Source organism: Chitinophagales bacterium (genome assembly GCA_017303835.1).
Lineage (GTDB): Bacteria > Bacteroidota > Bacteroidia > Chitinophagales > Chitinophagaceae > JAFLBI01.
On the sequence record JAFLBI010000001.1, the window covers coordinates 534,973 to 556,972 of the forward strand.

Genomic DNA, 22,000 nt, shown 5'->3' on the forward strand with positions numbered 1-22,000 from the left:
AATGATTTGTAAATTGTTAGCATCACTTTATTAATCATAGCTCATGAGAAAAATGCTGATGCCGCTCCTGTTGATTGCGGCTTTCCAGGCCTGTACATCTGACAAAAAAGATCCCAAAGCTGTTCCATCTTTTGATGTGAATGTGGTGCCTGTTGGTACTAAGACAGTTCCTGTTTTTAAAGAGTATGTAGGTCAGACTTATGGTAAGTCAGATGTGTCTATTCAATCCCGTGTTGACGGCTGGATCACAGGTATCCATTTCAAGGAGGGTGATTATGTGAAGCAAGGTCAATTGTTGTACACCATCGATGATCAGCCCATTCAAAATAAAATTGAAGCAGCTTCTGCTAGATTGGCGCAAGCAAATACACAGTTGGTGCGCACGAAAGCTGATTTAGATAGGGTACAACCACTTGCAGATATGAATGCGTTGAGTAAGCGTGATCTGGATGCTGCAAAAGCCGCATACAATGCTGCAAAAGAAGAAGTAAATATTGCACAAGCTGGTTTGCAGAATAGCAAGCTGGAACTGAGTTATACAAGAATAACCGCACCCATCAGCGGTATCATTGGATTGAGCAAAATGCAGGTTGGTGATTATGTGGGTAAGCTGGGTTCTGCTCCATTGAATACTGTTTCATCTACAGATCGTGTGCGTGTTCGTTTTTCCGTTTCTGAAACAGAATTTCTGACCTATCTCAAAGCAGTATCTGAAAAGAAAAGTGGAGAGTTGTCGCCCAATATGCCGGTGTCTTTATTGTTGAGTGATGGTACAGTGTATGATGAACCCGGTAGTATTGATTTGGCCAACAGAGAGATTGATCCACAAACTGGTTCTATTATTGTGCAAGCTTTATTCTCGAATACCAAAGCTATTCTTCGCCCAGGGCAATATGTAAAGTTGAAAGTGAAGACGGGAGAATATGCTGATGCATTGTTGGTTCCTCAACAAGCAGTCAATCAATTACAAAATATTTATCAGGTATTTGTGTTGAACGACAGCAGTAAGTTAACACCTACCATTATACAAGTTGGTGAAAGAGTAGGTAGCAACTGGATTATTAAGTCGGGCATTACAGCACAAACAAAAGTGGCTGTTATCGGCAGCGCTGTTATCAAACCGAATACGCCGGTTAAACCTGTGATGATGCGCTGGAGTTATGATTCCACTTCCAATTAATCAATCCTGTATTCCGCTAAAGCCAAATCTAATTTATGAGTGAATTTTTTATACGCAGGCCCATATTCGCGATGGTGATTTCTATCCTCATTGTGATTCTGGGTTTATTGACCCTGCAAAGTATTCCGGTATCCAAGTATCCGGAGATTACACCACCCATGGTACAGGTAACTGCAGCTTATACAGGTGCCAATGCTGTGGACATGGAGAAAACTGTAGCAACGCCTATTGAACAGCAAGTGAATGGTGTGGAGAACATGCTCTACATGAAATCGGTGAACTACAATGGTACCATGGTATTGCAGGTATCTTTTGATGTAGGCACCAACCTGGATAATGCGAATATGCTGACGCAGAATAAAGTGTCCAGCGCCAATCCATTTCTGCCTCCGGAAGTAATCAGTCTTGGTGTAAACGTAAAGAAATCATTGACCTTTCCACTCTTGCTCTTTTCAGTGTATTCACCTGATAAAACCTTTGATGGAAATTTCATCAACAACTATGCATTCATCAACTGTATTGATGAATTGAAAAGAATCAAAGGGGTAGGTGATGTAAGTGTGATGGGTGGCTCTGAATATGCGATGCGTGTTTGGGTTAAGCCTGATAGGCTGGCTAACTTAAATCTTACACCACAGGATGTGATCAATGCCATCAAAGCGCAGAATAATATTGTACCGGGTGGAGCTTTTGGTGCAGAGCCTGCAAAATCAGGGGTACAGAATACCTACACCGCAATTTTGCAACAGCGTCTTACATCTGAAGATGAGTTTGGTAATATTATCCTCAAGGCTAATAATAATGGCGCTATTGTAAGACTCAAAGATGTGGCAAGAGTTGAGTTAGGTTTACAGTCGTACAACCTGAGTAGTAATCTGGATGGCAGCCCTTGTGCAGCAATTGCTGTGTATCAGGTGCCTGGAGCCAATGGTTTGGATGTGGCCAATCAAGTGAAGAAAGCCATGGATCAACTGGCAGAACGTTTTCCTGCCGGAATGCGCTACGCAGTGAGTATGGATACCACAGCCGCAATTACGGTTGGTATTGAAGAAGTAATCCATACTTTATTTGAAGCTGTTGTGTTGGTAATTCTTGTGGTATTTCTTTTCCTGCAAGACTGGCGCGCTACTTTGATTCCCTTATTGACTGTACCCGTTTCACTCATTGGTACATTCATTGTTTTCCCAATGCTTGGCTTTTCGGTAAACCAGTTGTCTTTGTTGGGTATGGTGTTAGCCATTGGTCTGGTAGTAGATGATGCGATTGTTGTAGTGGAAGCAGTGATACATGAAATGGAGCATGGGCTTTCACCTAAAGAAGCCACACGAAAAGCGATGAAGGATGTGAGTGGTCCGGTAGTAGCCATTGCGGTTATTCTTTGTGCTGTATTCATTCCTGTGGCTTTATCGGGTGGTATTACCGGCAGGTTGTATCAGCAGTTCGCCATTACAATTGCCATCTCTGTTGCTTTCTCGGCATTCAATGCCCTTACATTGAGTCCGGCCCTTTCAGCTATTTTGTTGAAACCCAAAAAAGTGGGTGGTAAGAAAAGCTTACTCACCAAATTCTTTGATGGCTTCAACCATTATTTTGATCGCTTTACCGGTCAGTATACAAGAGTTGCAGGTTTTGCTGCAAGAAAACTCGTGTTAACCATCATGATACTGATTGGTATTGTGATAGCAACAGTTTTCCTGGGTAAAGCAGTGCCCGGTGGTTTTGTACCTGAAGAAGATGAAGGCTATTGCATGGTGGGTATTCAATTACCCGATGCTGCATCTCAATCACGTACTGAAACGGTCGTAAAGAAAATAGAACTCATCTGTAGTAAGATTGAGGAGATAGAACATTATACTTCCATCACCGGATTTAACTTGATGTCTGGTACTTCCAGTTCCAATGCAGGTATGCTCTTTGTTACACTCAAACCATGGGATGAGCGAAAAGCAACTGCTGCAGAAGTGATTGATAAACTCAATAAAGCTTTGGCATTAAAAATAACCGAAGCAACAGCTATTGCTTTTGGTCCGCCACCTATTCAGGGTTTGGGTTCTGGTGCCGGCTTTACCATGATGATTCAGGATAAATCTGGTAATACACCACAGTATCTGGCACAAGAAACACAGAAGTTTATTGCTGCTGCATCACAAAGACCAGAGATTGCAAAGATCTATACCATGTATCGTGCCAATGTGCCTCAGAAAATGGTGATGGTGGATAAAGAGAAAGTGCAAAAGATGGGTATTCCTCTCACGGAGGTAAACAATGTGATTGCTGCTTATATGGGCGGTGTGTTTGTCAATAATTTCAATGCGTATGGCAGGCAGTATCGAACCTATGTACAAGCAGATGCAGAATATAGAATGAAGCCGGATGATATCAACCAGTTTCAGGTAAGGCATCCATCAGGTAGCATGGTGCCGCTTGGTACCATTGTGCGTGTAGTGGATACAACAGGTGCTTCGTATACGAACCATTTCAATATTTATCGCGCAGCAGAAGTTACTGGTGTACCTGCGCCGGGATATAGTTCCGCTCAGGCATTGGATGCTTTGGAGGAAGTGGCTGCTCAGGTATTACCCAAAGATCTCGGTTATCAGTGGAGCAATACTTCTTATCAGGAGAAAGCAGCAGCAGGTAAGGGTGGTGTAGTATTTGTGATGGCATTAGTATTTGTGTTCCTGATTCTTGCAGCACAATATGAAAGTTGGAAACTACCCTTCAGTGTGTTATTGGGTACGCCTTGGGCCGTGATGGGTGCGCTGCTTGGATTGTTTATTGGTGGCATGTTTGCAGCTACTTATGTCAACAACGTGTTTGCACAAATTGGTTTGGTGATGCTGATTGGCTTGAATGCCAAAAACGCGATTCTGATTGTTGAGTTTGCCAAAATGAAAATGGAGCAAGAGGGGATGCCAGCTTTACAGGCAGCCATTGAAGCAGCTCGCTTGCGTTTCAGACCAATCCTGATGACATCTTTTGCATTCATCCTTGGTGTTGTACCCTTGATGCGTGCAAGTGGTGCGGGTGCAGAAGCAAGAAAAGTCATGGGTACTGCTGTATTCAGCGGAATGGTGGTTGCTACCATTATAGGTGTGATATTGATTCCCGCATTCTTTGTTTTGATAGAAGGCGGTAAGAAGCCTAAGCAGCAACCAGTAACAGATCATAATCCTTCAACTTCAGCTCATTGATTATGCGTATTAGCATTCAACCATATCAGTATGTGTTTATTGGCCTGATGGCTTTACAATCTTGTATCATCAGCGCCAAAGACCAGCGTACACCACAAGCAGTGCCGCAGTCTTTTAAAACAGCAAATCTTCAGGGTAATCAGGTAACAGATACAGCACAACTAGTGAAGTGGTGGGATTTGTATCAGGATCCTGTATTGCAACAATTGATCAGAACAGCACTTGATAGCAATAGAAATCTCTTGATTGCGGCAACAAGGGTAGAGCAGGCAAGACTGGCTGCTGCTAATGCACAAGTGGCTTTGTATCCACAATTCGGATATAATACGCAAGCAGGTGCGGCCAGCGTTGGCAGAGATGCACAAAGAACAGGCACGGCTTTGGATGGCGGTGTGTTTCGTGCATTGGGTGCCATAAACTGGGAGATAGATATCTGGGGCAGACTAAAACAATTGTCCACTGCTGCAGCACAGGAGCTGCTTGCTTCAGAAGCTAATAGAAAAGCTTTACAGGTAAGCCTGATCGCAGAAGTGGCTACCAATTATTTTCTCTTGCGTGATTTGGATAACCGTTTGGCTATTGCACAAAGCACTTTGGCCGGACGAAAAGAAAGTACCCGCATCATCGCAGAAAGATTCAGTAAAGGATATGTAGCTGAACTGGATAAGCTACAAGCCGAGCAGCAAGAGGCATTGGCCGCTGCAACTATTCCTGCTTTTCAAAGAGCGATTATACAAACTGAAAATGCTTTGGGATTACTACTGGGTAATTTCAATGATACAGTGGTGAGAGGTCGTGCCAATGCTGAGCAAACTTTGGTGCCATCTATTCCTTCGGGCTTATCTTCAACCTTATTGCTCAGGAGACCGGATATTCAACGTGCAGAAGCCGCTTTTCAAGCACAACTTGCTAGAGTAGGTGTGGCCAAAACCAGTTTGTATCCAAGCTTGAGTTTAACAGGTTTGTTGGGTTTTGCCAGTCCGCAGTTGAGTTCTCTACTTGGTAGCAATGGGTTTGTAGCTTCCGGATTGGCAGGGTTAACAGGGCCTATTTTTCAATTTGGTCAGAATAAGCGCAGAATCGCGATTCAGGAGCAAGCTTTGAAGGAAGCAGGTTTTGCTTATGAACAAACAGTAATAACTGCTTTCAGGGATGTTAATATTGCTTTAACTGCATACAGAACATTTGATGAGGAATACCAAATTCGCTTTAAGCAGGCAGCTGCTGCGCGAAAAGCATTGGTATTGTCCAAAGCTCGTTACGATTTTGGTTATACTTCTTACTTAGAAGTGCTGATACAGGAAACCAATTTGTTTGAGGCAGAACTACAGGCGTCTCAGGCATTACAGCAGAAGCTTAGTTCTGTAGCCGGGCTCTATCGTGCATTGGGTGGAGGTTGGTAGCATTATCGCCTTACCTTTACGCCTTTAAGTTATTTGCATGAAGATCGCCATTATTAACGGACCCAACCTGAACCTACTCGGCACACGTGAGCCGGAAGTGTATGGTGCTGAAAGTTTTGAGCAATATTTTGCCCAATTGCATAAAGCTTATCCTAATCTGAGCTTTAGTTATTTTCAGAGCAATGTGGAGGGAGAGTTGATTAACGAATTACAGCGCGTGGGTTTTGATTATAATGGTATCATCTTTAATCCAGGTGGATATACCCATACTTCCGTAGCCATTGGCGATGCCATTGCAGCAATTACAGCACCAGTTGTTGAAGTGCATATCAGTAATATCGCTGCGCGTGAAGATTTTCGAAAAATTTCACATGTGTCTGCTAAGTGTAAAGGCACAATAAGCGGTTTGGGTTTAAAGGGATATGAACTGGCTCTGCAATACCTGATTCAGGGTAAATAGAAAATACATGCGTGTTTATCAGCGGCGATTAATTTGGCTGATTGGTTTTGTCAGCATAATTAAACTTCTTGTTGCAGGTTCTATGGAACTGGGCAATGATGAAGTGTATTACTGGACTTATGCATTACAGCCAGATTGGAATCATTTCGATCATCCACCAATGGTGGGCTTGCTGATACGACTCAGTACGTTTAACCTGCTCTTGGTGAATGATCTTACGATGCGTTTAGGTGCAATAGCTTGCAGCGGCCTTGCTGCTTGGTTATTGTATCGTACAGGTGATAGCATTGCGCATGAAAGAACAGGATGGTATGCAGCACTCATTTATTTGGCAGCCGTTTACAGCAGTATCATTGCAGGTTTATTCATTATGCCAGATTCACCGCAGGTATTGTTCTGGGTATGGGCTTTATACCTGATGGCGCGATTGTTAGAGCAGGATGGAAGGGGTAGCCATTATTGGCTATTACTGGGTCTGGCAATTGGGTTGGCTACCTTAAGTAAAGTACATGGTTTATATCTCTGGGCTGGTTTTGGATTGTTCATACTGATAAGCAGAAGAAATTGGTTGAAGCATTGGGCTTTGTACGTCGGTGTTGTAATTACCTTGATGTGCATTGTACCCATTGTGTACTGGAATTATGCGAATGATTTTATCACCTACAAATTTCATTCGGAGCGGGTAACCAATACTTCTTTGCAATGGGATATGCTGTTGCGCGAAATCTTGGGCGAATTAGCTTATCAAAACCCTTTTGTGTTTGTTGCCATTGTCTTGGCTTTATTGCGTATCAAACAGTTGAAATATCGGTTTCTTTTCAATGATGTTTGGGTTTGGATACTTTGTATGAGCGTGCCAATGATTGTCTTGTTCTGGGGTGTATCCTTATTTAATCCTACTTTACCGCATTGGGCAGGTCCGGGATATATACCACTATACCTTCTTGCCGCATTGTATCTGGATAGTATCAGTACCTATGTGTATCCTTTGTTGATCCGATTGGCAGGGGGCTTAATCGTATTTCTGCTGGCAGTAGCTTTATTGCTGGTGAATTTTGCGCCCATGAATTTTGGTAGTCAGGATTCTGAGAAATATGGAGAGTATTGTCCCACGCTGGATGTATCGGGTTGGAAGGATTTGGGTAAGCAAGTAAAGCAATTAATGAAGCAGGATATTGATGATGGAAGAATGCCTCCCGATGCTGCTTTCTTATCGCATAAATGGTTCCCTGCTGGGCATTTAGAATTTTATGTGTCTAAGCAAATAGGCAAGCCACTAATTGGTGCCGGTTCATTACAAGACATACACAAGTTTGCCTGGCTGAATCAAACACGGCCGCAACTGAAAATAGGGCAGGATGCTTATTGTATTATACCTTCTAATATGAATCTCAAGATCATGGATCTATATGGGAAGTATTTCCGGTCTATTGAAATACCTGCAGTGATCAAGCAAATGCGTGGTGGTAAAGCAGTAAGGTATTTTTATGTGTACCGAATGCATGAATGCATTGCACTTCCGCCGATGGGCTTCTAATTATTTCTTTGATGCTGCTGTGTCTGTTTTTGCAGGTGTGCCTGCATCTTCGTCTTCTTCTTTTCTACCAAAAATTTTCTCAAAATCTTTTCTATAAGAGATACTGATACCTTGTCTGTTGGTACGTCCGAAATTGTTGCCATTAACACCCATGCTGTTTTTACTGAAGACAATCGCACGGAGTTTTTTATCGCGTGAAAGCACAAATTCTACATTGAAATCCGGCAACCATTGTACTTGTCCGTTAGCGATAGCTGAGCTATTGCCAAGGCTGAAATCGAAGTCGTTGCCAAAAGTTACAATCACATTATCATTAAGCAAACTCTTACCCACTTTGAAATTCACTCGGGTTCTGTCTAAGGATGAAGTAGCTTGTACATTATTGATCAATGAACCGCTGCTATATACTGAAGTATTCAAATCGAAACGCCAAGATTTGTCGCCGGTGATTTTGTACAGTAGGTTGGATACGGCTTTGTTCACTTCTTTAGTCAACAACGAAGAGATTGAATTGATTCCTGTTGAAGCTATTAGTGTTTGTCCACCGGGTATATTGCTACCGCCTTGTGGTGCAAAACCACCAAATACAATCAGATAGGAGACCTGTTTTAATATTTCGGCTTCGTCTCGCTCAATTCTGTTGATGAATTGCTGGAAGGAAGGGTCTGTTCTTGCTACACTTCCCTGTGGAAAATCCAGTCGGAACTGGATACTTGGCTGCATGAGTTTATCTCTTAGCTCAGCTACTACAATAACATCTGTTCTGGCTCCGCGCATTTTATCGCTGAAGCTGTAGTTCTGGTTGCCTATCAATTCGCCGAGATTAATGTTCTCTGCAATATATCGTGCATCAATGTGGAGGTCAGCCAAAAAGGGATCACCATTCCATTCAATATAGTTATTACCATCTCCTGAAAGCAGGAATGGTTTTGTAAAAATGGATTGGAAATTGAAATTGTAACTACCTTTTTCAATTGTATACCGGCCCTTCATACTCAGTGGCTCTGTGCTGCCCGCTTTGATTCTCAAGCGACCATTGCCAGTTGCTTTGATGACATCACCGGTTAGATCGTCGATGATTACATCAATCTGTACCTTATTGTTAGCAATAATATCTAAGTCAACAGAGAGATTGAATCCGCTACTGCTGTCGCCTGCGGTCATTTCTGTTCCATATTCTTTGAATACGATAAAATCAGCGTCACCGCTTTCTCTGCTGTATGAGTTCGGGATATAGATATGTGAACTATCGTTGGCTTCAGCTACCAAAGTCATTTTGGCCGCAGATTCTGGTCCCTTTAGGTTCATGGTGGCTTTACCAATTGCCCTTCCATAGAAATTTTCATTGTCTTTCAACTTGGTGTCAATCAAGAGCAGTTTTTCTGTTGACATATCAAAGTCGAAAGTCATGTTGCTAAAGCCTTTCTCATAAAGCTTGCCTTTTACCAGGCCTTTGTTGAGGTACTTATCTTTTATTTCAATTTCACCAATGTTGATGCCATCTTCTTCAAACTTTATTTCGGCTGAGTCAATGGTATAATACACTTGTGTATAATTCACCAATAGCCCGGCATTGCGCAAACTGATTTTACCGAGAAGATCAGGCTTTTCCGGATTACCTTTTATTTGTAACTGTCCGCTGGCACATCCCTTGATGTCTGTAAACAAATCTGAAAGGAACAGGTCAACCAGATCAATTTTGGAATTGTAAAGGTCAATGGTGGTATTCAGTGGGGTAATAGAGTCTTTTGTGTTATAACTGCCTTTGCTGTTAAAAGAATAGCCTTCGTTTGGCGATTGAATATTCCACTTGATTTCTCCACTTTTACTGCTGTAGAAGGCCTGTACATTTACTAATCCCAATGAGTCATCATTGAATCGGAACTGTTCTGCCTTCAGTTGTGCATCCGCTGTGAAATCTCCAAAGAAATCGCCCAGTCTGATATCGCCGCTTGTTTCACCTTCCAGTCTTGGATCTTTTAGGAAAAGCTGAGTGATATCGCCCAATACCACTTTATTGAGCTTCATGACGAGGTTGTTGGTATTGCCGCCATCTTCTTCCTCTGTCTCAACACTGATCTCTTGAAATCCTTGCGTGAATTTTACATTCTTGGCATCCACAAAATTCTTCCGTACTACCAACTCGCCATCTTTTTCAATTTTCCATTTCTTCTCGTTCAATACAAAACTGGATGGGTTGAAGTGTAGCCTGAAACCGTCTTCTAATGTGTAAACATCACCAAATAAATCGGCTTCATTTAATGCGTTGATGCCGCTTGTTTTGATATGAATATTGGATTTGTCATTTGCTGAATTGAGTAGAATAGAGGCTTGTGGAATGGTTAAACTATCGCCTATCTGAGCTTCCTTGATATCGATTTTCAGGTTGAGCGATTTGTAATTGCCGCTTCCATTAATGCTGGCATTATACAAAGCGTATTGGTCATATTTCACCACTGGTATATCTCCGAGAAGATAAAAGCTGCCTGTGTCTGATGTATTAACTGCACCTACAATATTCAAGTAATTCAGGCCAGATAGTTTTTTATCAATGATAGGTGCATACTTTTCGAAAACACCAGTTTTAATGGCAACAATAAAATTCTGAGAAGCTGGTTTCTTTGCAGGGCGTGGAATTAAAGAAGGAAAGTAGTTATGGAAGAATGCCTGTAAACTATTTGGCAGATCAAGTATTTTATACTGCTCGCCGGTTACAATAACGGAGAATTCATTGCTTCTTAATACAAGAAAGCGTTTGCCTTGCTCATAAATTGATTGAAGTGAAGCAGAGTCGAAAGCCAGTTTTTCACCCTCATACGTAAGATTGGCGTTTAAGATTTTGGCCGTACCAAGGAACTGATCAATATCATTACCAGTAAAGTTGACGTCCAAAAGCCCCGACAAACCAAATTTATCATTGGTGAATTTCAATTGTTGAAAGTCTGCATTGGCAATATCACCAAGAATGTTGAAGCGTGGGTCTGGCTTTGATAAATCAACTTCTACAATACTGGTAAAGTCGAAATTTGGATCATCAATCTTTAATTCGCCATTAAAATATTTCTTTTGAAAAGTACCATTGGTAGTGATATTGGAATAGGTGTATCCATTAAATTCTAAAGAGTTGAAATTGCCATCAATGCTGGTGCGAAGCTTGTCCAGCATAAAACTGCTGCCGTTGATCTTTCCATTGAAGTCGATAATGCCTAATTGCGGAACGGCAACAAATTTTCCTAGGTTGAATTTTTTGGTATTCAAGCTGCCCGTATAAACAGGTTCTCCTTTCGCAGGAAGTTTGAGACTAAGATTGGCGCTTAAGCTACCGAGTTGCGTACTGAGCAATCCATTTGTAGTAAAGTCGGAAATCGTTCCCTTGAAATTGCCACGAAATATCACATTGCCCAAAGCTGCCAAATCTGGGTTGCTTAGTTTTTTTAAATCAGGTACAATAACAGTGAGGTCTCTTTGGTTAGTTTGTACTGTACCATTATTAAAAGTGATTAGTGTTTTATTGATATCGGGAAGGCCTTTCATCAACAGTTGTCCGTTGATGGTGCTACTGCCTGCGCGTAAAGCCAGCTGATCAACTGAAAAATCTTCCACAGTGCCCAGGAACTTGCCGCTGACATTTGCGCGCTTATTCCAGTTTTTGACTTCAGGCGCAAAAAAAGCAATATCATCGCTATGTACATCGGCATTGATGAAGCGAGCTTCCATAGTAACTTTTGCGATGTAATCATTGAAGTCTTTATTGAAGTCCTGATACTTCATCGCATAATAGTTACCCAGTCTGCTTTTATTCGTTTGCAGGTCAAGATTGGCAAACTCCATAATTTGAGGAGTAAGCCTGAACTTGGTTTTCAGCTTCCTTAATTCAAAGCCACTTTTTTCTTTAGCACTGAGCGTGATGTCTGCGCGTATGGTATCCTGCTGGAAACTGAAATTTTTGAAAGTAGCGTTCAACATGGAAATACGCAAGTGTTCACCATCAAAGCCCTTGTCAGCAGCTTCCAGATTAGCATCTTCAATAAAGTAGCCATTCTTGAGGCTGATTTTTTTTGCCTGCACATAAATTCCGGCATCATTAAAATATAATCCTTCGTTCTTTTTCTTCTTTCTTCTTAGCGAGTCTGGGCGTAGACCGTCAAAATCTGCCAGACTAAATCCTGGTCTGTCAAGCATCACTTCATCCAGTACAAAAATGCCTTTGTTGAAATCAACAGATTCCATGTCGGCCAAAAGACCCATGACTTTTAGTTGCATGCGCTGGCCAACCCAGAGATCATTTTGTAAGAAGCGTACATTTTTCAGGTCAATTTTCTTCAGGTCTAGTTGCAGGCCTTTTTGTTTGGATGGAGTGGGCTTTGGCTTGCTGGTATCGCTGCTGCTAAAATGATCTTCAATAAATGCGTAGTTCCAGACGGAGTCTTTACGTTGTAATTTGATAACTGCATCTTCTAATCCAACAAACTTGATGGTTGCTTCATCTTTTAGAAAGAACCAGTCGGTAATGCGCAGCCTAAAATGCCCGGCATAAAGCAGGGTGTCTTTTTGTAGGTCACGAATCATGATGCCTTGCAAATCGGCACGGTTAAAGAGCGAAAAAGCCACTTTTTTAATACTGACTTCTGTTTTAAGCTCTTTGGCTAGTTTATTGGTAGCGATACCAACGAGCCAATTCTGAACAGGTGTTGTTTGTAGCGCCAGAAATATCAGCAGTATCAGGCTGATAAGAATAAAAATGATGCGTCTGCTTATTTTCAGAAAACGGTTCAGGATCCCGGCTTTAGGGGTTAAAAATACTCAATCGGTTTGCTTAAGGCAAATTCAATACCAAAGATGCTTTTCCCACAGTAAAATCAGCCGGCTTACACGTTAAACAGCGAAATTTTAACAGCCCGGGTCAGGGTTTTTGTTGAAACTGTGCCTGCATTTGCTGGAGATAGGCATCGCTGCCTCCTTTAGGTATACTCAGGCTTTTCCAATCCTTGTCCCGAATGATTTTGCCGATATACAGTATCTGGCCAATATGATAGGGGTAATGTGCCAGCTGACGCAGTATTACGTCATATACCAGATGCGGTTCTGCACGAATGGTGACTGTTTTCATCAAATCCGCCTCTTGCAGGCTTTCCAGTGTATTGAAAACAACCTGCCAGCCTGTATTCCAGAAACTCAGCAGATCAGCTTTGGTGCAGTCCATGGCCTCAAATTCAGCATCGCGCTTGCGCCAGGATTTCTCGCCATCCTCCGTTAGGAAATTGGTCCAGCGACTCATCATATTGCCATACATGTGCTGTATGATAATCGCAATACTATTGCTTTCAGGTGAGGGACGGAAAAAGAAGTCTGCATCTGCTAACTGATCAAATGTTTTGTCGCCAAGCTCTTTATACGCTTTAAATCGTTTAATGCTATCCTTGAGAAAACCTTGTGCAAGTGTCATAGTCAAATTTTTAATAGCCGGCAACACTGTCATCGCCACGTTTGTCGGCTGCTGTTTCTTTTTTTCCATTAACAACTTTAATTACTTCTGTTCTGCCAATAGCACTTCGCTCTACAAGCTTGTAACCCATTGCTGTTAATGCAGCCCTTGTTGCTTCAGGAAAATCTCTTTCAACATAGACTTCATCTGGTAACCATTGGTGGTGGAACTTGGGTTTGTTCACCGCATCCAATGCACTCATGTTGAAATCAATGATGTTTAATATGGTTTGGTAAACCGATGTTGGGATAGTGGTGCCACCAGGAGTACCTACAACGATTAGTGGCTTGCCGTCTTTTACCACAAGACTTGGCGTCATGGAGCTAAGCATTCTTTTACCTGGAGCGATGGCATTTGCTTCTCCACCAACAGCACCATACATGTTGGGAACGCCCGGTTTTATGCTAAAATCATCCATTTCATTATTGAGGATAAAGCCAGCGCCACCTACCACAGTTCTGGAACCATAGCCGCCATTGAGCGTAGTGGTTACTGCAACCATATTACCATCCTTATCCATCACGCTGAGGTGTGTGGTTTCTTCACTTTGTGGAGCGAAGCCTGCTTTTACCTGGCTGCTCACACCAGCTTTATCAGGTGTGTAGTCTTTCATGCGTTCAGCTACATAGGCATCACTAATCAGGGTTTTTACAGGTACTTTCCAGAAATCAGGATCGCCCATGTGTTCTGCTCTGTCGGCATAAGCTCTTCGTTCAGCTTCAATCATGAGCTGTACAGTTTTTGGATGATGGAAGCCCCAATCGCTCAGCGGATAATTTTGCACCATTTTCATCATTTGTGCCAACAGAATTCCACCGCTGCTGGGTGGTGCAAAACTGATTATTTGATGTCCCTTGTAGTCGAAGCTGATTGGGGTGCGCAATTTGGCTTTGTAATTCTTCAAGTCGTCTAAGCTAATCAGGCCTTTACCTCGTTCCATTTCTGCAACAATGAGTTCTGCTGTCTGACCTTCATAAAAGCCCTTGGCGCCCAATAACTGAATACGACGCAGTGTTGCAGCCAATTCTTTTTGTACCAAGGTATCGCCAGCTCTCCAACGCATATTTGGCTTAACAAAAGCGGTGGGCTTGGTGCTGTTTTTTAAGAATGCATCTCTGGTTGTATTTAGGCTATTCGCTTCCCGATCTGAAAGTACAAATCCAAATTCTGCAAGATCAATCGCAGGTTGAATGAGGTTTTCCCATTTCAATTTGGCATGTGCCATGGTGGCTTCTAATCCGGCAACTGTGCCCGGTATACCGGAAGCTAAATGACCGTTTTGAGAGAGATTGATTTGTGCATTGCCGTTAGCATCTAAATACATATCTCTATGGGCTTTGCCGGGCGCAGCTTCGCGATAATCAATACCAACCAGTTCTCCATTGGCTTTTCGCGCAAGCAGAAAACCACCACCGCCAATATTACCAGCACCGGGATACACAACTGCCAGTGCCCATTGTGTAGCAATTGCCGCATCAAAAGCATTGCCACCCATGCGCATGATCTCTGCACCCACTTTACTTGCAATAGGATGCGCGCTACTGACAGCCGCTTTGCTGTACACGGCTGATTTGACAATCTCGTATTTGTAGGGGTCAACCGGACCACCGGGATAAGCAAAACGGAATTTATCCTGTGCGTTGCTGCTGATGATAGCCAGGAGCAGTAAAAGCTGAAGCGAAAATCTTTTCATGGAAAGCGATTGATCTTGCCAAGATAGCAATTCAATAGAAGAAAATGTGGTTTCGCAAACCATTGGCAGAGAAAATACGTATCTCCATTGTCAACCTTTATTGGTTAACAGCAGCTTGGGGTAGTGCCTGGATGATATCCGGGCACTTTTATTGTAACTGGAATTTTACACGTAATCTGCTCGTGATCTGTATGCGCTGCAAATCAATGATGTTTTCTGTATTGCTTTCAGATTTTCTAAGGCGCATATTCATTTGCGCATCTTTAGCAAACAATGTATCGGATTGAACAGGTTCTTCTATAATGCTTAAAACACTACCTAATTGCTGGCCACCAATGGTTGCAAGTTTGGCGGCTTTTTGCCGGGCGTTTTCCAAAGCGCGCATACTCAAAATACTGCGTACAATGGGTGCCTCATAATGTTCTAATCTATCCATGCGTACATTTTGTATGCCCAGGTTGTCCAATAAGTTGAGTGTAGAAACAAGGGTTTTACTATCGTATAGTTTCAGCATGTATTCTCTTGGAGAGCCATCATTCTTTTTTAATGCGTACTGGCGGATATTATTGAGCTGGTCCTGAATGGATAATTGTATCTCTGGATCAACGCCAATACTTCTTAGTCCGCTAATGACCTTGAGCTCTATTTCTTCTAATTGGACTTTTGTTCTGCTTTCTTTTTCGGTTATACCAAAGCGCAGATAAATCTGGTTGGGTAGCACAAGTGAATCAGCGCTTCCGGTTACTTCAATGAAAGCATTGCTTTGTGAAAAAGCAGTAATCGTTAGCAAAAAGCCATAGACCAGCAGCAGAATTGGTTTCATGGATTGGTAATTGCATTCCGAAGATACAGGAATTGATCACTAAGCGCGTATAAAAAAGGACGAATACTATGCAGCTTGCTGTGTGATGTATCTTACCAGACTTCTTTTTGCAATCGGCAAAAGGGTTTCTTCTATTGGGAAACTGAAACTGGTTTCAATAGCATATACAGCTGGATTGGGGATAGCCGTTCTGTTACGAATCAATTCAGCTTTGATGTTTTCAAACGTGTTCACAAAGTTGCGTTGCCAAACATCCACAAACTCTGTACGCATGCTTCTGTATTGTGCATCGTGTTTTTCGAAAATACTTAAGCGGTATTGGTAAACCCAGGTATTGTGGGCTTTACCCTCACAAAGCATAAAATACCCTTCCTGATGGTCTAATGGTATGATGCCTACCGGTGCTATTTGCAATTTGTCTTCCACAAACTCGTAAATCTCCGTGCCGTCATGAATGCTTTGCTTCATTCTGTCTGTTGCAAAATGAATAATTGATTCGAGTTCTTGCATCAGCTCATCATCCTCAATCATGGATTCATACAAGAGTTGCAATTTCTCCAGTTGCATGCCCGTAAATTTTTTCGGGAATTGCTCCTGCAGATATTGTTTATTCTCTTTGAATGCAATAAGGTTATTGTAATGGAAGATTAAATCGGCCAGTTGTGGGTATAATTTCTGTTCGTTAAAATGACGATTGATTTCTTGCAAATAGGCGAGAAGCGTATACTTCTTCAGTTCAAAATCAATGTATCCATCGGCAAACCAGGTTTGAGACAGTGTTTTCATAGCGGCTGATTTTCACACATAATTTACTGCAGCAGTTCGAGCTAATGCAGTTTTGTTTATCAACAGTATGTGAAAATGCATAACTGGCTTAGGCGTTAGTCAACAGCCCCGGCTGCTTTTTTGCTGCCCTTGGTTCTTTCCAGATCAAATTGTAAACCTATCAAAAAGAAGTTTCTTCCTGTCTCATCATTGATTCGATAATCAAACTGTGAGAGATAGCCGGTCTGGATACTCACATTGGAACTAATACTCTTACTGATACCAATAAACACACGATTGCGCTCGAAATAAGGCGCGCGATCTGTAAAGAAGAGTTCATTGTATGCACTGATTGTTGGCGCTTGCTTATTCGTAGTAGATAAAGGCAAGGATACATTCAGGCGATACCTGAATCTGTTACGATAACCATCACTGGTAAATCTTTGTTCAGCTCTATAGCGATGCTCGAATCGAAGCCGTTTCAATTGTTGTTGCATCACCAATTGCTGCCATAGACGGGTTTCATCATTGTTCATAGGTGTTTTGAAATTGCCGCCTTCTGCATAGGTGTTGTAATCGCCGCCCCCCAATGTAAATGCAAATTGATCGCTGAGTCGATAGGTGATGCCCAGTTTCCACTCATAATAGTGGTAGTTATTGTAAAAACGCAGGGAGCGCAATTGTGCTTCGCCAAAACCACTCCATTTGTTGTTGTGTGTGTATTTCAGGTTGATGACATTCCAACTACCTAAGGCATCGGTTTGGGCATGCAGTTGAAATGCAACGCAAACAAAAATTAGTATAGTGAGTAGCAGTTTTCGCATAAAAAAGGTGCTCTCTGCGGAGCACCTTGCAAGTAAATATAAAATCAGGTTTTAAATAACAGCGATTCTGTTAATTGATTCCACAACGATCTCACGGTTCACATCCCAGGCTTCAAATTCCTTAGCCACGTCTGTGAGGAATTGTGCGCCAATGCTACCATCTACGATTCGATGATCATAGCTCATGCTGAGGTACATCATATGACGGATACCAATGAAATCACCCTTGTCGGTTTCAATGACCACAGGACGCTTCTTAATGGCACCTACAGCCAGAATAGCCACTTGGGGCTGGTTGATAATAGGTGTGCCCATCAAGCTGCCGAATGTACCCACATTGGTGAGCGTGAATGTGCCACCTTGCGTATCATCAGGCTTCAGTTTGTTATTGCGGGCTGAGTCGGCCAGATGGTTTACCCAGCGGCTCAAACCAAGTAGGTTCAGCTGATCTGCACTCTTGATAACAGGAACGATGAGGTTACCTGTTGGCAGGGCAGTAGCCATACCGATATTGATGTCTTTCTTTAGAATAATCTTATCGCCCTCTACAGATGCATTGATCATGGGGTAACGCTTCATCACTTTCACAATAGCTTCAATGAACATCGGTGTGAAAGTAAGTTTGCCGCCTTCCAGTGTTTCAAACTTCTCTTTGATTCGGTTGCGCCAGTTCACCATATTGGTCACGTCTGCTTCAACGAAAGAAGTCACGTGCGGACTAGTCTGCTTGCTCATCACCATGTGATTGGCGATTAGCTTACGCATACGATCCATCTCAATGATTTCTGTTGCACCAGAAGAGAATACAGGCGGTGGCGTACCGGCTGCAGTGGTTGTAATCACCTGTGGTGCAGTTTGTGCAGGGGCCGGACTAATCACTTGCTGAACAGGAGCGGGCTGAGGTGCTGGCGCTACTGGCTGTGGAGCAGGTGCAAATCTTGGCGTTGGCTGAATGGGTGCGGCAACTGGTTCTGGCGTAGGCTGCGGTTCAGTTGTGTAAACTGGTGCTGCAGGAGCTGTGTATACAGGCTCTGGCTCAGGCATGGCTACAGGCGCTGGAGCAGGAGCAGCAACAGGCTGTGCCACAGGCGTAGGTTCTGGAGCAGGTGTATATGCAGGTGCTGCAGTTGGTGCAGGCTGTGGTGCCACAAACGCAGGTACTTTGCCAGCGCGTTTGTCAGCAACATACTGCAGCACATCTTTCTTGGTAACACGACCTTCAGCACCGGTACCGGGAATTCTTTCCAGTTCGCTCAAGCTGATGCCTTCGCTGTTGGCGATGTTTAATACCAATGGTGAGTAGAAACGGTTATTGCCAGGAACAACAGGTGTGTTGGTAGGCACATAAGGAACAGTTTCAGGTTCTACAGGCGCTGGCGGCGGGGTGGGTGCGGAATAAACGGGCTGTGGTTGTGGCTGAGGAGCCGGCGCAGGTGCAGGTTGTGGAGCTGCTGCGGCTACAGGTGCTGCTGGTGTTGCAACGGCACCACCTGTCTCAATACGTGCGATAACAGCACCAATAGGTACCACATCGTTTACGTTGTAGAGAATTTCGGTAATGACACCTGCGGCAGTAGAGGGAACCTCACTGTCTACCTTATCTGTTGCAATATCCAATACAGTCTCTTCGAGTTGAACGGAGTCGCCCACTTTCTTGTGCCATTTCAGAATGGTCGCCTCCATAATGCTTTCGCCCAGTTTGGGCATTACCAGTTCAGCAATTGCCATAGCTAACGTGCTGTTTTTATGGGTGATGTACCCGCTAATCCATCCAATACTACCGGCTGTATCACAAGCAATCTCAGTATGTTTTTATGCAGCAGGCTATTTGAAAATCTTCATTTTCAATAGTTCAGCAGACATAATTTATCTCACTGACAATCAACTAAAATGCACACAGCCACTTACTAATGAACAAATGTAGAAGAATGCTGTGGAAAATTGTTCAGGTCTTATCCACAATCAACTCTCTCAAGTATAACAAAGCTTGGGTAGCTGTTAATTCAATATTCCTTTTTCTATCGAATCGAAAATGCATTTTTTTGGCCATTACTTTTTCCTTGCTGGCAACTGCCATCCAAACAGTGCCCACTGGTTTATCGGGTAAGCCGCCACCGGGCCCCATAATACCGCTTACTGCTACTGCATAATCTGTTTTCATGTTTGCCAAAGCCCCCTTTACCATCTGGGTAACTACCTTCTCACTTACAGCACCATGCTGGGCCATTTCTTCGTGATCTACTCCTAGGAGTTGTTCTTTCAAATCGTATGCATAACTCACCACGCTACCCATGTAGTAATCAGATGAGCCGGCAACACTGGTCAACAGGTGGGCAATATAACCGCCGGTGCAGCTTTCGGCAGTAGACACTGTCTGGCCTTTAGCCTTTAATAGTTTTCCGATAACCACCTCCACCGGTTCGTCATGATCAGTGATTAGCACATCATGTACTGCATCCTTAAGTTGTTGAAAATGATGGTCAATAAGCCTATCTAATTCAACTTTATTTACAGACCAGCCGCTTAGTCTTAAACGTACCATCCCGTAGTTAGGCAGGTAAGCTAGTTTGAGTTCAGCAGGCAGGATAGCTTCCACATCCTTGATTCTTTCTGCTAGAAATGATTCGCCTACGCCGGCTGTCAGCAGGGTTCTGTGCGCAACATATCCGGCTTGGTATTTTTCCTGAATCAGCGGTAGCACATGGTTATGCATAATCCATTTCATCTCATGTGGAACGCCTGGCATAGAGATAAAGATCTTGCCATTCTTTTCGAACAACATGCCTGGGGCTGTACCTCGCTCATTTATTAAGACGGTGCAGGTGTCCGGCACTTCGGCTTGTTTGCGGTTACGCTCAATCATCGGGCGCTTCAGGATGTTCTCAAAAATATTGGTTACATGGTCCAAAGTAGGTTGGTGCATCACCATCTTGCCGCCAAAGTATTCACACAATAAAGGCTTGGTGATATCGTCAGCTGTTGGGCCTAAACCACCTGTAATCAGGATAATATCGGCCTCATCTTGTTCTGCATCCAGCGCATCCCAGATATCCTGCCACACATCACCTACAGCCACACGATGCCTTACAAGAACGCCCTGCTTGTTCAATTCCTGAGCAATCCAGGCGCTGTTGGTATCAATCACCTGTCCAATCAGCAGTTCATCCCCAATCGTGATCACCGATGCAAAAACTTTTTCCATGCTTTTGGCTAATTTGAGCGAAAGTAAAACAGTTATGATGAAGGCCTGTTCGCGCTTGCTTATTTTATTTCTGCCCTTTTTCGCGCTTGCGCAAAAAGAAACGGAGCTGGAACAGGCCATGCGGCGCTTTATGGCAGATGAACAAATGCGGTATGGACAAGCGGGATTGGTAGTAAAGGAGTTGCAAACCAGCAAAGTGCTGATTGATTGGAATGGGTCTATCGGACTGGCACCGGCCAGCACGCAGAAAATCTTTACAGCAGCAGCGGCCTTGGATCAGTTGGGGGTGGGCTTTCAATACAATACCTCGCTTTTGTATGATGGGCAAGTGAATAAAGGTGTTTTGTATGGCGATTTAATTATCCAAGGCTCCGGCGATCCCAGCTTTGGCAGTTGGCGATATGCGCAAACAAAAGCACAGCAGGATTTGTCTGCCTGGACAAATGCTTTGAAAAATGCCGGTATCAGGGAAGTGCGTGGACAAATTAAAGTCAATCAAAACGGGTTTAGTCAGCAACCATTACCTGGTGGATGGATATGGGATGATATGGGTAATTATTATGGTGCGGGGTCTTGGGGAATCAATTGGCGTGAAAATCAATTTGATCTCATCATGGTGCCTGGTGACAAAGCAGGAGATAGTCTCAAGGCATGGCGCATGGAGCCAATGATTCCTTATTTGCAATTCCAAAATCGTATTACTACGGGTAAGCCGGGTAGTGGCGACAATGGCTATATCTATTCGCCACCTTATGCAACGCATGGTTTTGCAGAAGGCACCATCCCCGCTGGTGTCAACAGTTTCACGATAGCTGGGGCGATGCCCAATCCTTTTTCTGTATTAGCACAAACACTGGAGCGTAATCTACAAGCTGCAGGCATAGCATTTAATAACAATACGACCACGAGTGCAAAGCAAGATGGGGTGTTGTTGCACGCTTATGCATCGCCAAACATGGATAGTCTTGTGTATTGGTTTATGCAGAAAAGTATCAATCTCTATGGAGAAGCTTTGCTGAAAACATTGGCTCAACAAAAAAATGGTATCGGTAGTACAGATGCAGGTGTGCAATGGATGCGCAAATACTGGCAGGAGCGGGGTATTGATCCCAATGCGTTACGCATGGTGGATGGGAGCGGACTCTCGCCATTGAACAGAAATACAGCTTATGCACAAATTGCCGCATTAGAATTTGCAAGCAGGCAAACCTGGTTTTCGGCTTATTTGCAGTCCTTTCCCATCAATAATCAAATGCAATTGAAAAGTGGTACGATACAAGGTGCTAAAGCCTATTGTGGGTATTATACCAATGTTTCAGGAACCACTTACCTGATTTCATTTCTAGTCAATAATTACAACGGCAGCGCATCAGCCATTACGCGCAAGATGTTTGCAGTGCTGGATGTATTAAAGTAATTATCTTCATCGCAAAC

General features: G+C 43.2%; 14 protein-coding genes. 6 read left to right on the forward strand and 8 right to left on the reverse strand.

From position 1 onward, the window contains the following. Positions 1–43: 43 nt before the first annotated feature. The 5 genes from J0L83_02385 to J0L83_02405 are packed head-to-tail and all read left to right on the forward strand — an operon-like array spanning position 44 to position 7,774. The gene (locus tag J0L83_02385; protein ID MBN8663391.1) at positions 44–1,180 is read left to right on the forward strand and encodes an efflux RND transporter periplasmic adaptor subunit; all 1,137 of its coding nucleotides are present in this window, start codon (positions 44–46) and stop codon (positions 1,178–1,180) included. A 35-nt stretch (positions 1,181–1,215) separates the two neighbouring features. Continuing rightward, positions 1,216–4,374, forward strand: coding sequence for a multidrug efflux RND transporter permease subunit (locus J0L83_02390; GenBank protein MBN8663392.1), 3,159 nt, complete (start codon positions 1,216–1,218; stop codon positions 4,372–4,374). A gap of 2 nt (positions 4,375–4,376) precedes the next feature. Beyond that, positions 4,377–5,777, forward strand: a complete 1,401-nt coding sequence (locus tag J0L83_02395; GenBank protein ID MBN8663393.1) for a TolC family protein — start codon at positions 4,377–4,379, stop codon at positions 5,775–5,777. A 37-nt stretch (positions 5,778–5,814) separates the two neighbouring features. Continuing rightward, positions 5,815–6,237, forward strand: a complete 423-nt coding sequence (gene aroQ / locus J0L83_02400) for a type II 3-dehydroquinate dehydratase (GenBank protein MBN8663394.1) — start codon at positions 5,815–5,817, stop codon at positions 6,235–6,237. A 7-nt stretch (positions 6,238–6,244) separates the two neighbouring features. Beyond that, complete coding sequence (locus J0L83_02405) at positions 6,245–7,774, forward strand: glycosyltransferase family 39 protein (protein MBN8663395.1); 1,530 nt, start codon at positions 6,245–6,247, stop codon at positions 7,772–7,774. Here the strand turns inward: J0L83_02405 and J0L83_02410 are convergent, their stop codons facing one another. The 8 genes from J0L83_02410 to J0L83_02445 all read right to left on the reverse strand — a co-directional run bounded on the left by J0L83_02410 (position 7,775) and on the right by J0L83_02445 (position 20,566). Then, positions 7,775–12,385: a translocation/assembly module TamB domain-containing protein gene (locus J0L83_02410; protein ID MBN8663396.1), complete on the reverse strand. Its 4,611-nt coding sequence runs from the start codon at positions 12,383–12,385 to the stop codon at positions 7,775–7,777. 292 nt (positions 12,386–12,677) lie between these two features. Beyond that, on the reverse strand, positions 12,678–13,220 hold the full coding sequence (locus tag J0L83_02415) for a DUF1572 family protein (protein ID MBN8663397.1): 543 nt from the start codon (positions 13,218–13,220) through the stop codon (positions 12,678–12,680). 10 nt (positions 13,221–13,230) lie between these two features. After that, positions 13,231–14,952 (reverse strand): gamma-glutamyltransferase, encoded by a 1,722-nt coding sequence (ggt, locus tag J0L83_02420; GenBank protein ID MBN8663398.1) that lies wholly within the window; start codon positions 14,950–14,952, stop codon positions 13,231–13,233. A gap of 148 nt (positions 14,953–15,100) precedes the next feature. Beyond that, entirely contained in the window at positions 15,101–15,775 is a 675-nt protein-coding gene (locus J0L83_02425; GenBank protein MBN8663399.1) for an SIMPL domain-containing protein, read from the reverse strand. Between the two features lie 66 nt (positions 15,776–15,841). Further along, on the reverse strand, positions 15,842–16,561 hold the full coding sequence (locus J0L83_02430) for a hypothetical protein (protein ID MBN8663400.1): 720 nt from the start codon (positions 16,559–16,561) through the stop codon (positions 15,842–15,844). Between the two features lie 95 nt (positions 16,562–16,656). Further along, positions 16,657–17,364 carry a DUF2490 domain-containing protein gene (locus J0L83_02435; GenBank protein MBN8663401.1) on the reverse strand — a complete coding sequence of 236 codons (708 nt, stop codon included), beginning with the start codon at positions 17,362–17,364 and terminating at the stop codon, positions 16,657–16,659. 51 nt (positions 17,365–17,415) lie between these two features. After that, positions 17,416–18,981, reverse strand: coding sequence for a 2-oxo acid dehydrogenase subunit E2 (locus tag J0L83_02440; protein ID MBN8663402.1), 1,566 nt, complete (start codon positions 18,979–18,981; stop codon positions 17,416–17,418). A 328-nt stretch (positions 18,982–19,309) separates the two neighbouring features. Beyond that, complete coding sequence (locus J0L83_02445; protein ID MBN8663403.1) at positions 19,310–20,566, reverse strand: competence/damage-inducible protein A; 1,257 nt, start codon at positions 20,564–20,566, stop codon at positions 19,310–19,312. A 34-nt stretch (positions 20,567–20,600) separates the two neighbouring features. Between J0L83_02445 and dacB the strand changes: the two genes are divergently transcribed. Then, complete coding sequence (dacB, locus tag J0L83_02450; GenBank protein MBN8663404.1) at positions 20,601–21,983, forward strand: D-alanyl-D-alanine carboxypeptidase/D-alanyl-D-alanine-endopeptidase; 1,383 nt, start codon at positions 20,601–20,603, stop codon at positions 21,981–21,983. Positions 21,984–22,000 lie beyond the last annotated feature (17 nt).

What these genes read in the sequence shown, in the direction of transcription:
- J0L83_02385 (MBN8663391.1), top strand. Translation starts at nt 44, where the DNA reads ATGAGAAAAATGCTGATGCCGCTCCTGTTGATTGCGGCTTTCCAGGCC.
- J0L83_02390 (MBN8663392.1), top strand. Translation starts at nt 1,216, where the DNA reads ATGAGTGAATTTTTTATACGCAGGCCCATATTCGCGATGGTGATTTCT.
- J0L83_02395 (MBN8663393.1), top strand. Translation starts at nt 4,377, where the DNA reads ATGCGTATTAGCATTCAACCATATCAGTATGTGTTTATTGGCCTGATG.
- aroQ (MBN8663394.1), top strand. Translation starts at nt 5,815, where the DNA reads ATGAAGATCGCCATTATTAACGGACCCAACCTGAACCTACTCGGCACA.
- J0L83_02405 (MBN8663395.1), top strand. Translation starts at nt 6,245, where the DNA reads ATGCGTGTTTATCAGCGGCGATTAATTTGGCTGATTGGTTTTGTCAGC.
- J0L83_02415 (MBN8663397.1), bottom strand. Translation starts at nt 13,220, where the DNA reads ATGACACTTGCACAAGGTTTTCTCAAGGATAGCATTAAACGATTTAAA.
- ggt (MBN8663398.1), bottom strand. Translation starts at nt 14,952, where the DNA reads ATGAAAAGATTTTCGCTTCAGCTTTTACTGCTCCTGGCTATCATCAGC.
- J0L83_02425 (MBN8663399.1), bottom strand. Translation starts at nt 15,775, where the DNA reads ATGAAACCAATTCTGCTGCTGGTCTATGGCTTTTTGCTAACGATTACT.
- J0L83_02430 (MBN8663400.1), bottom strand. Translation starts at nt 16,561, where the DNA reads ATGAAAACACTGTCTCAAACCTGGTTTGCCGATGGATACATTGATTTT.
- J0L83_02435 (MBN8663401.1), bottom strand. Translation starts at nt 17,364, where the DNA reads ATGCGAAAACTGCTACTCACTATACTAATTTTTGTTTGCGTTGCATTT.
- J0L83_02445 (MBN8663403.1), bottom strand. Translation starts at nt 20,566, where the DNA reads ATGGAAAAAGTTTTTGCATCGGTGATCACGATTGGGGATGAACTGCTG.
- dacB (MBN8663404.1), top strand. Translation starts at nt 20,601, where the DNA reads ATGATGAAGGCCTGTTCGCGCTTGCTTATTTTATTTCTGCCCTTTTTC.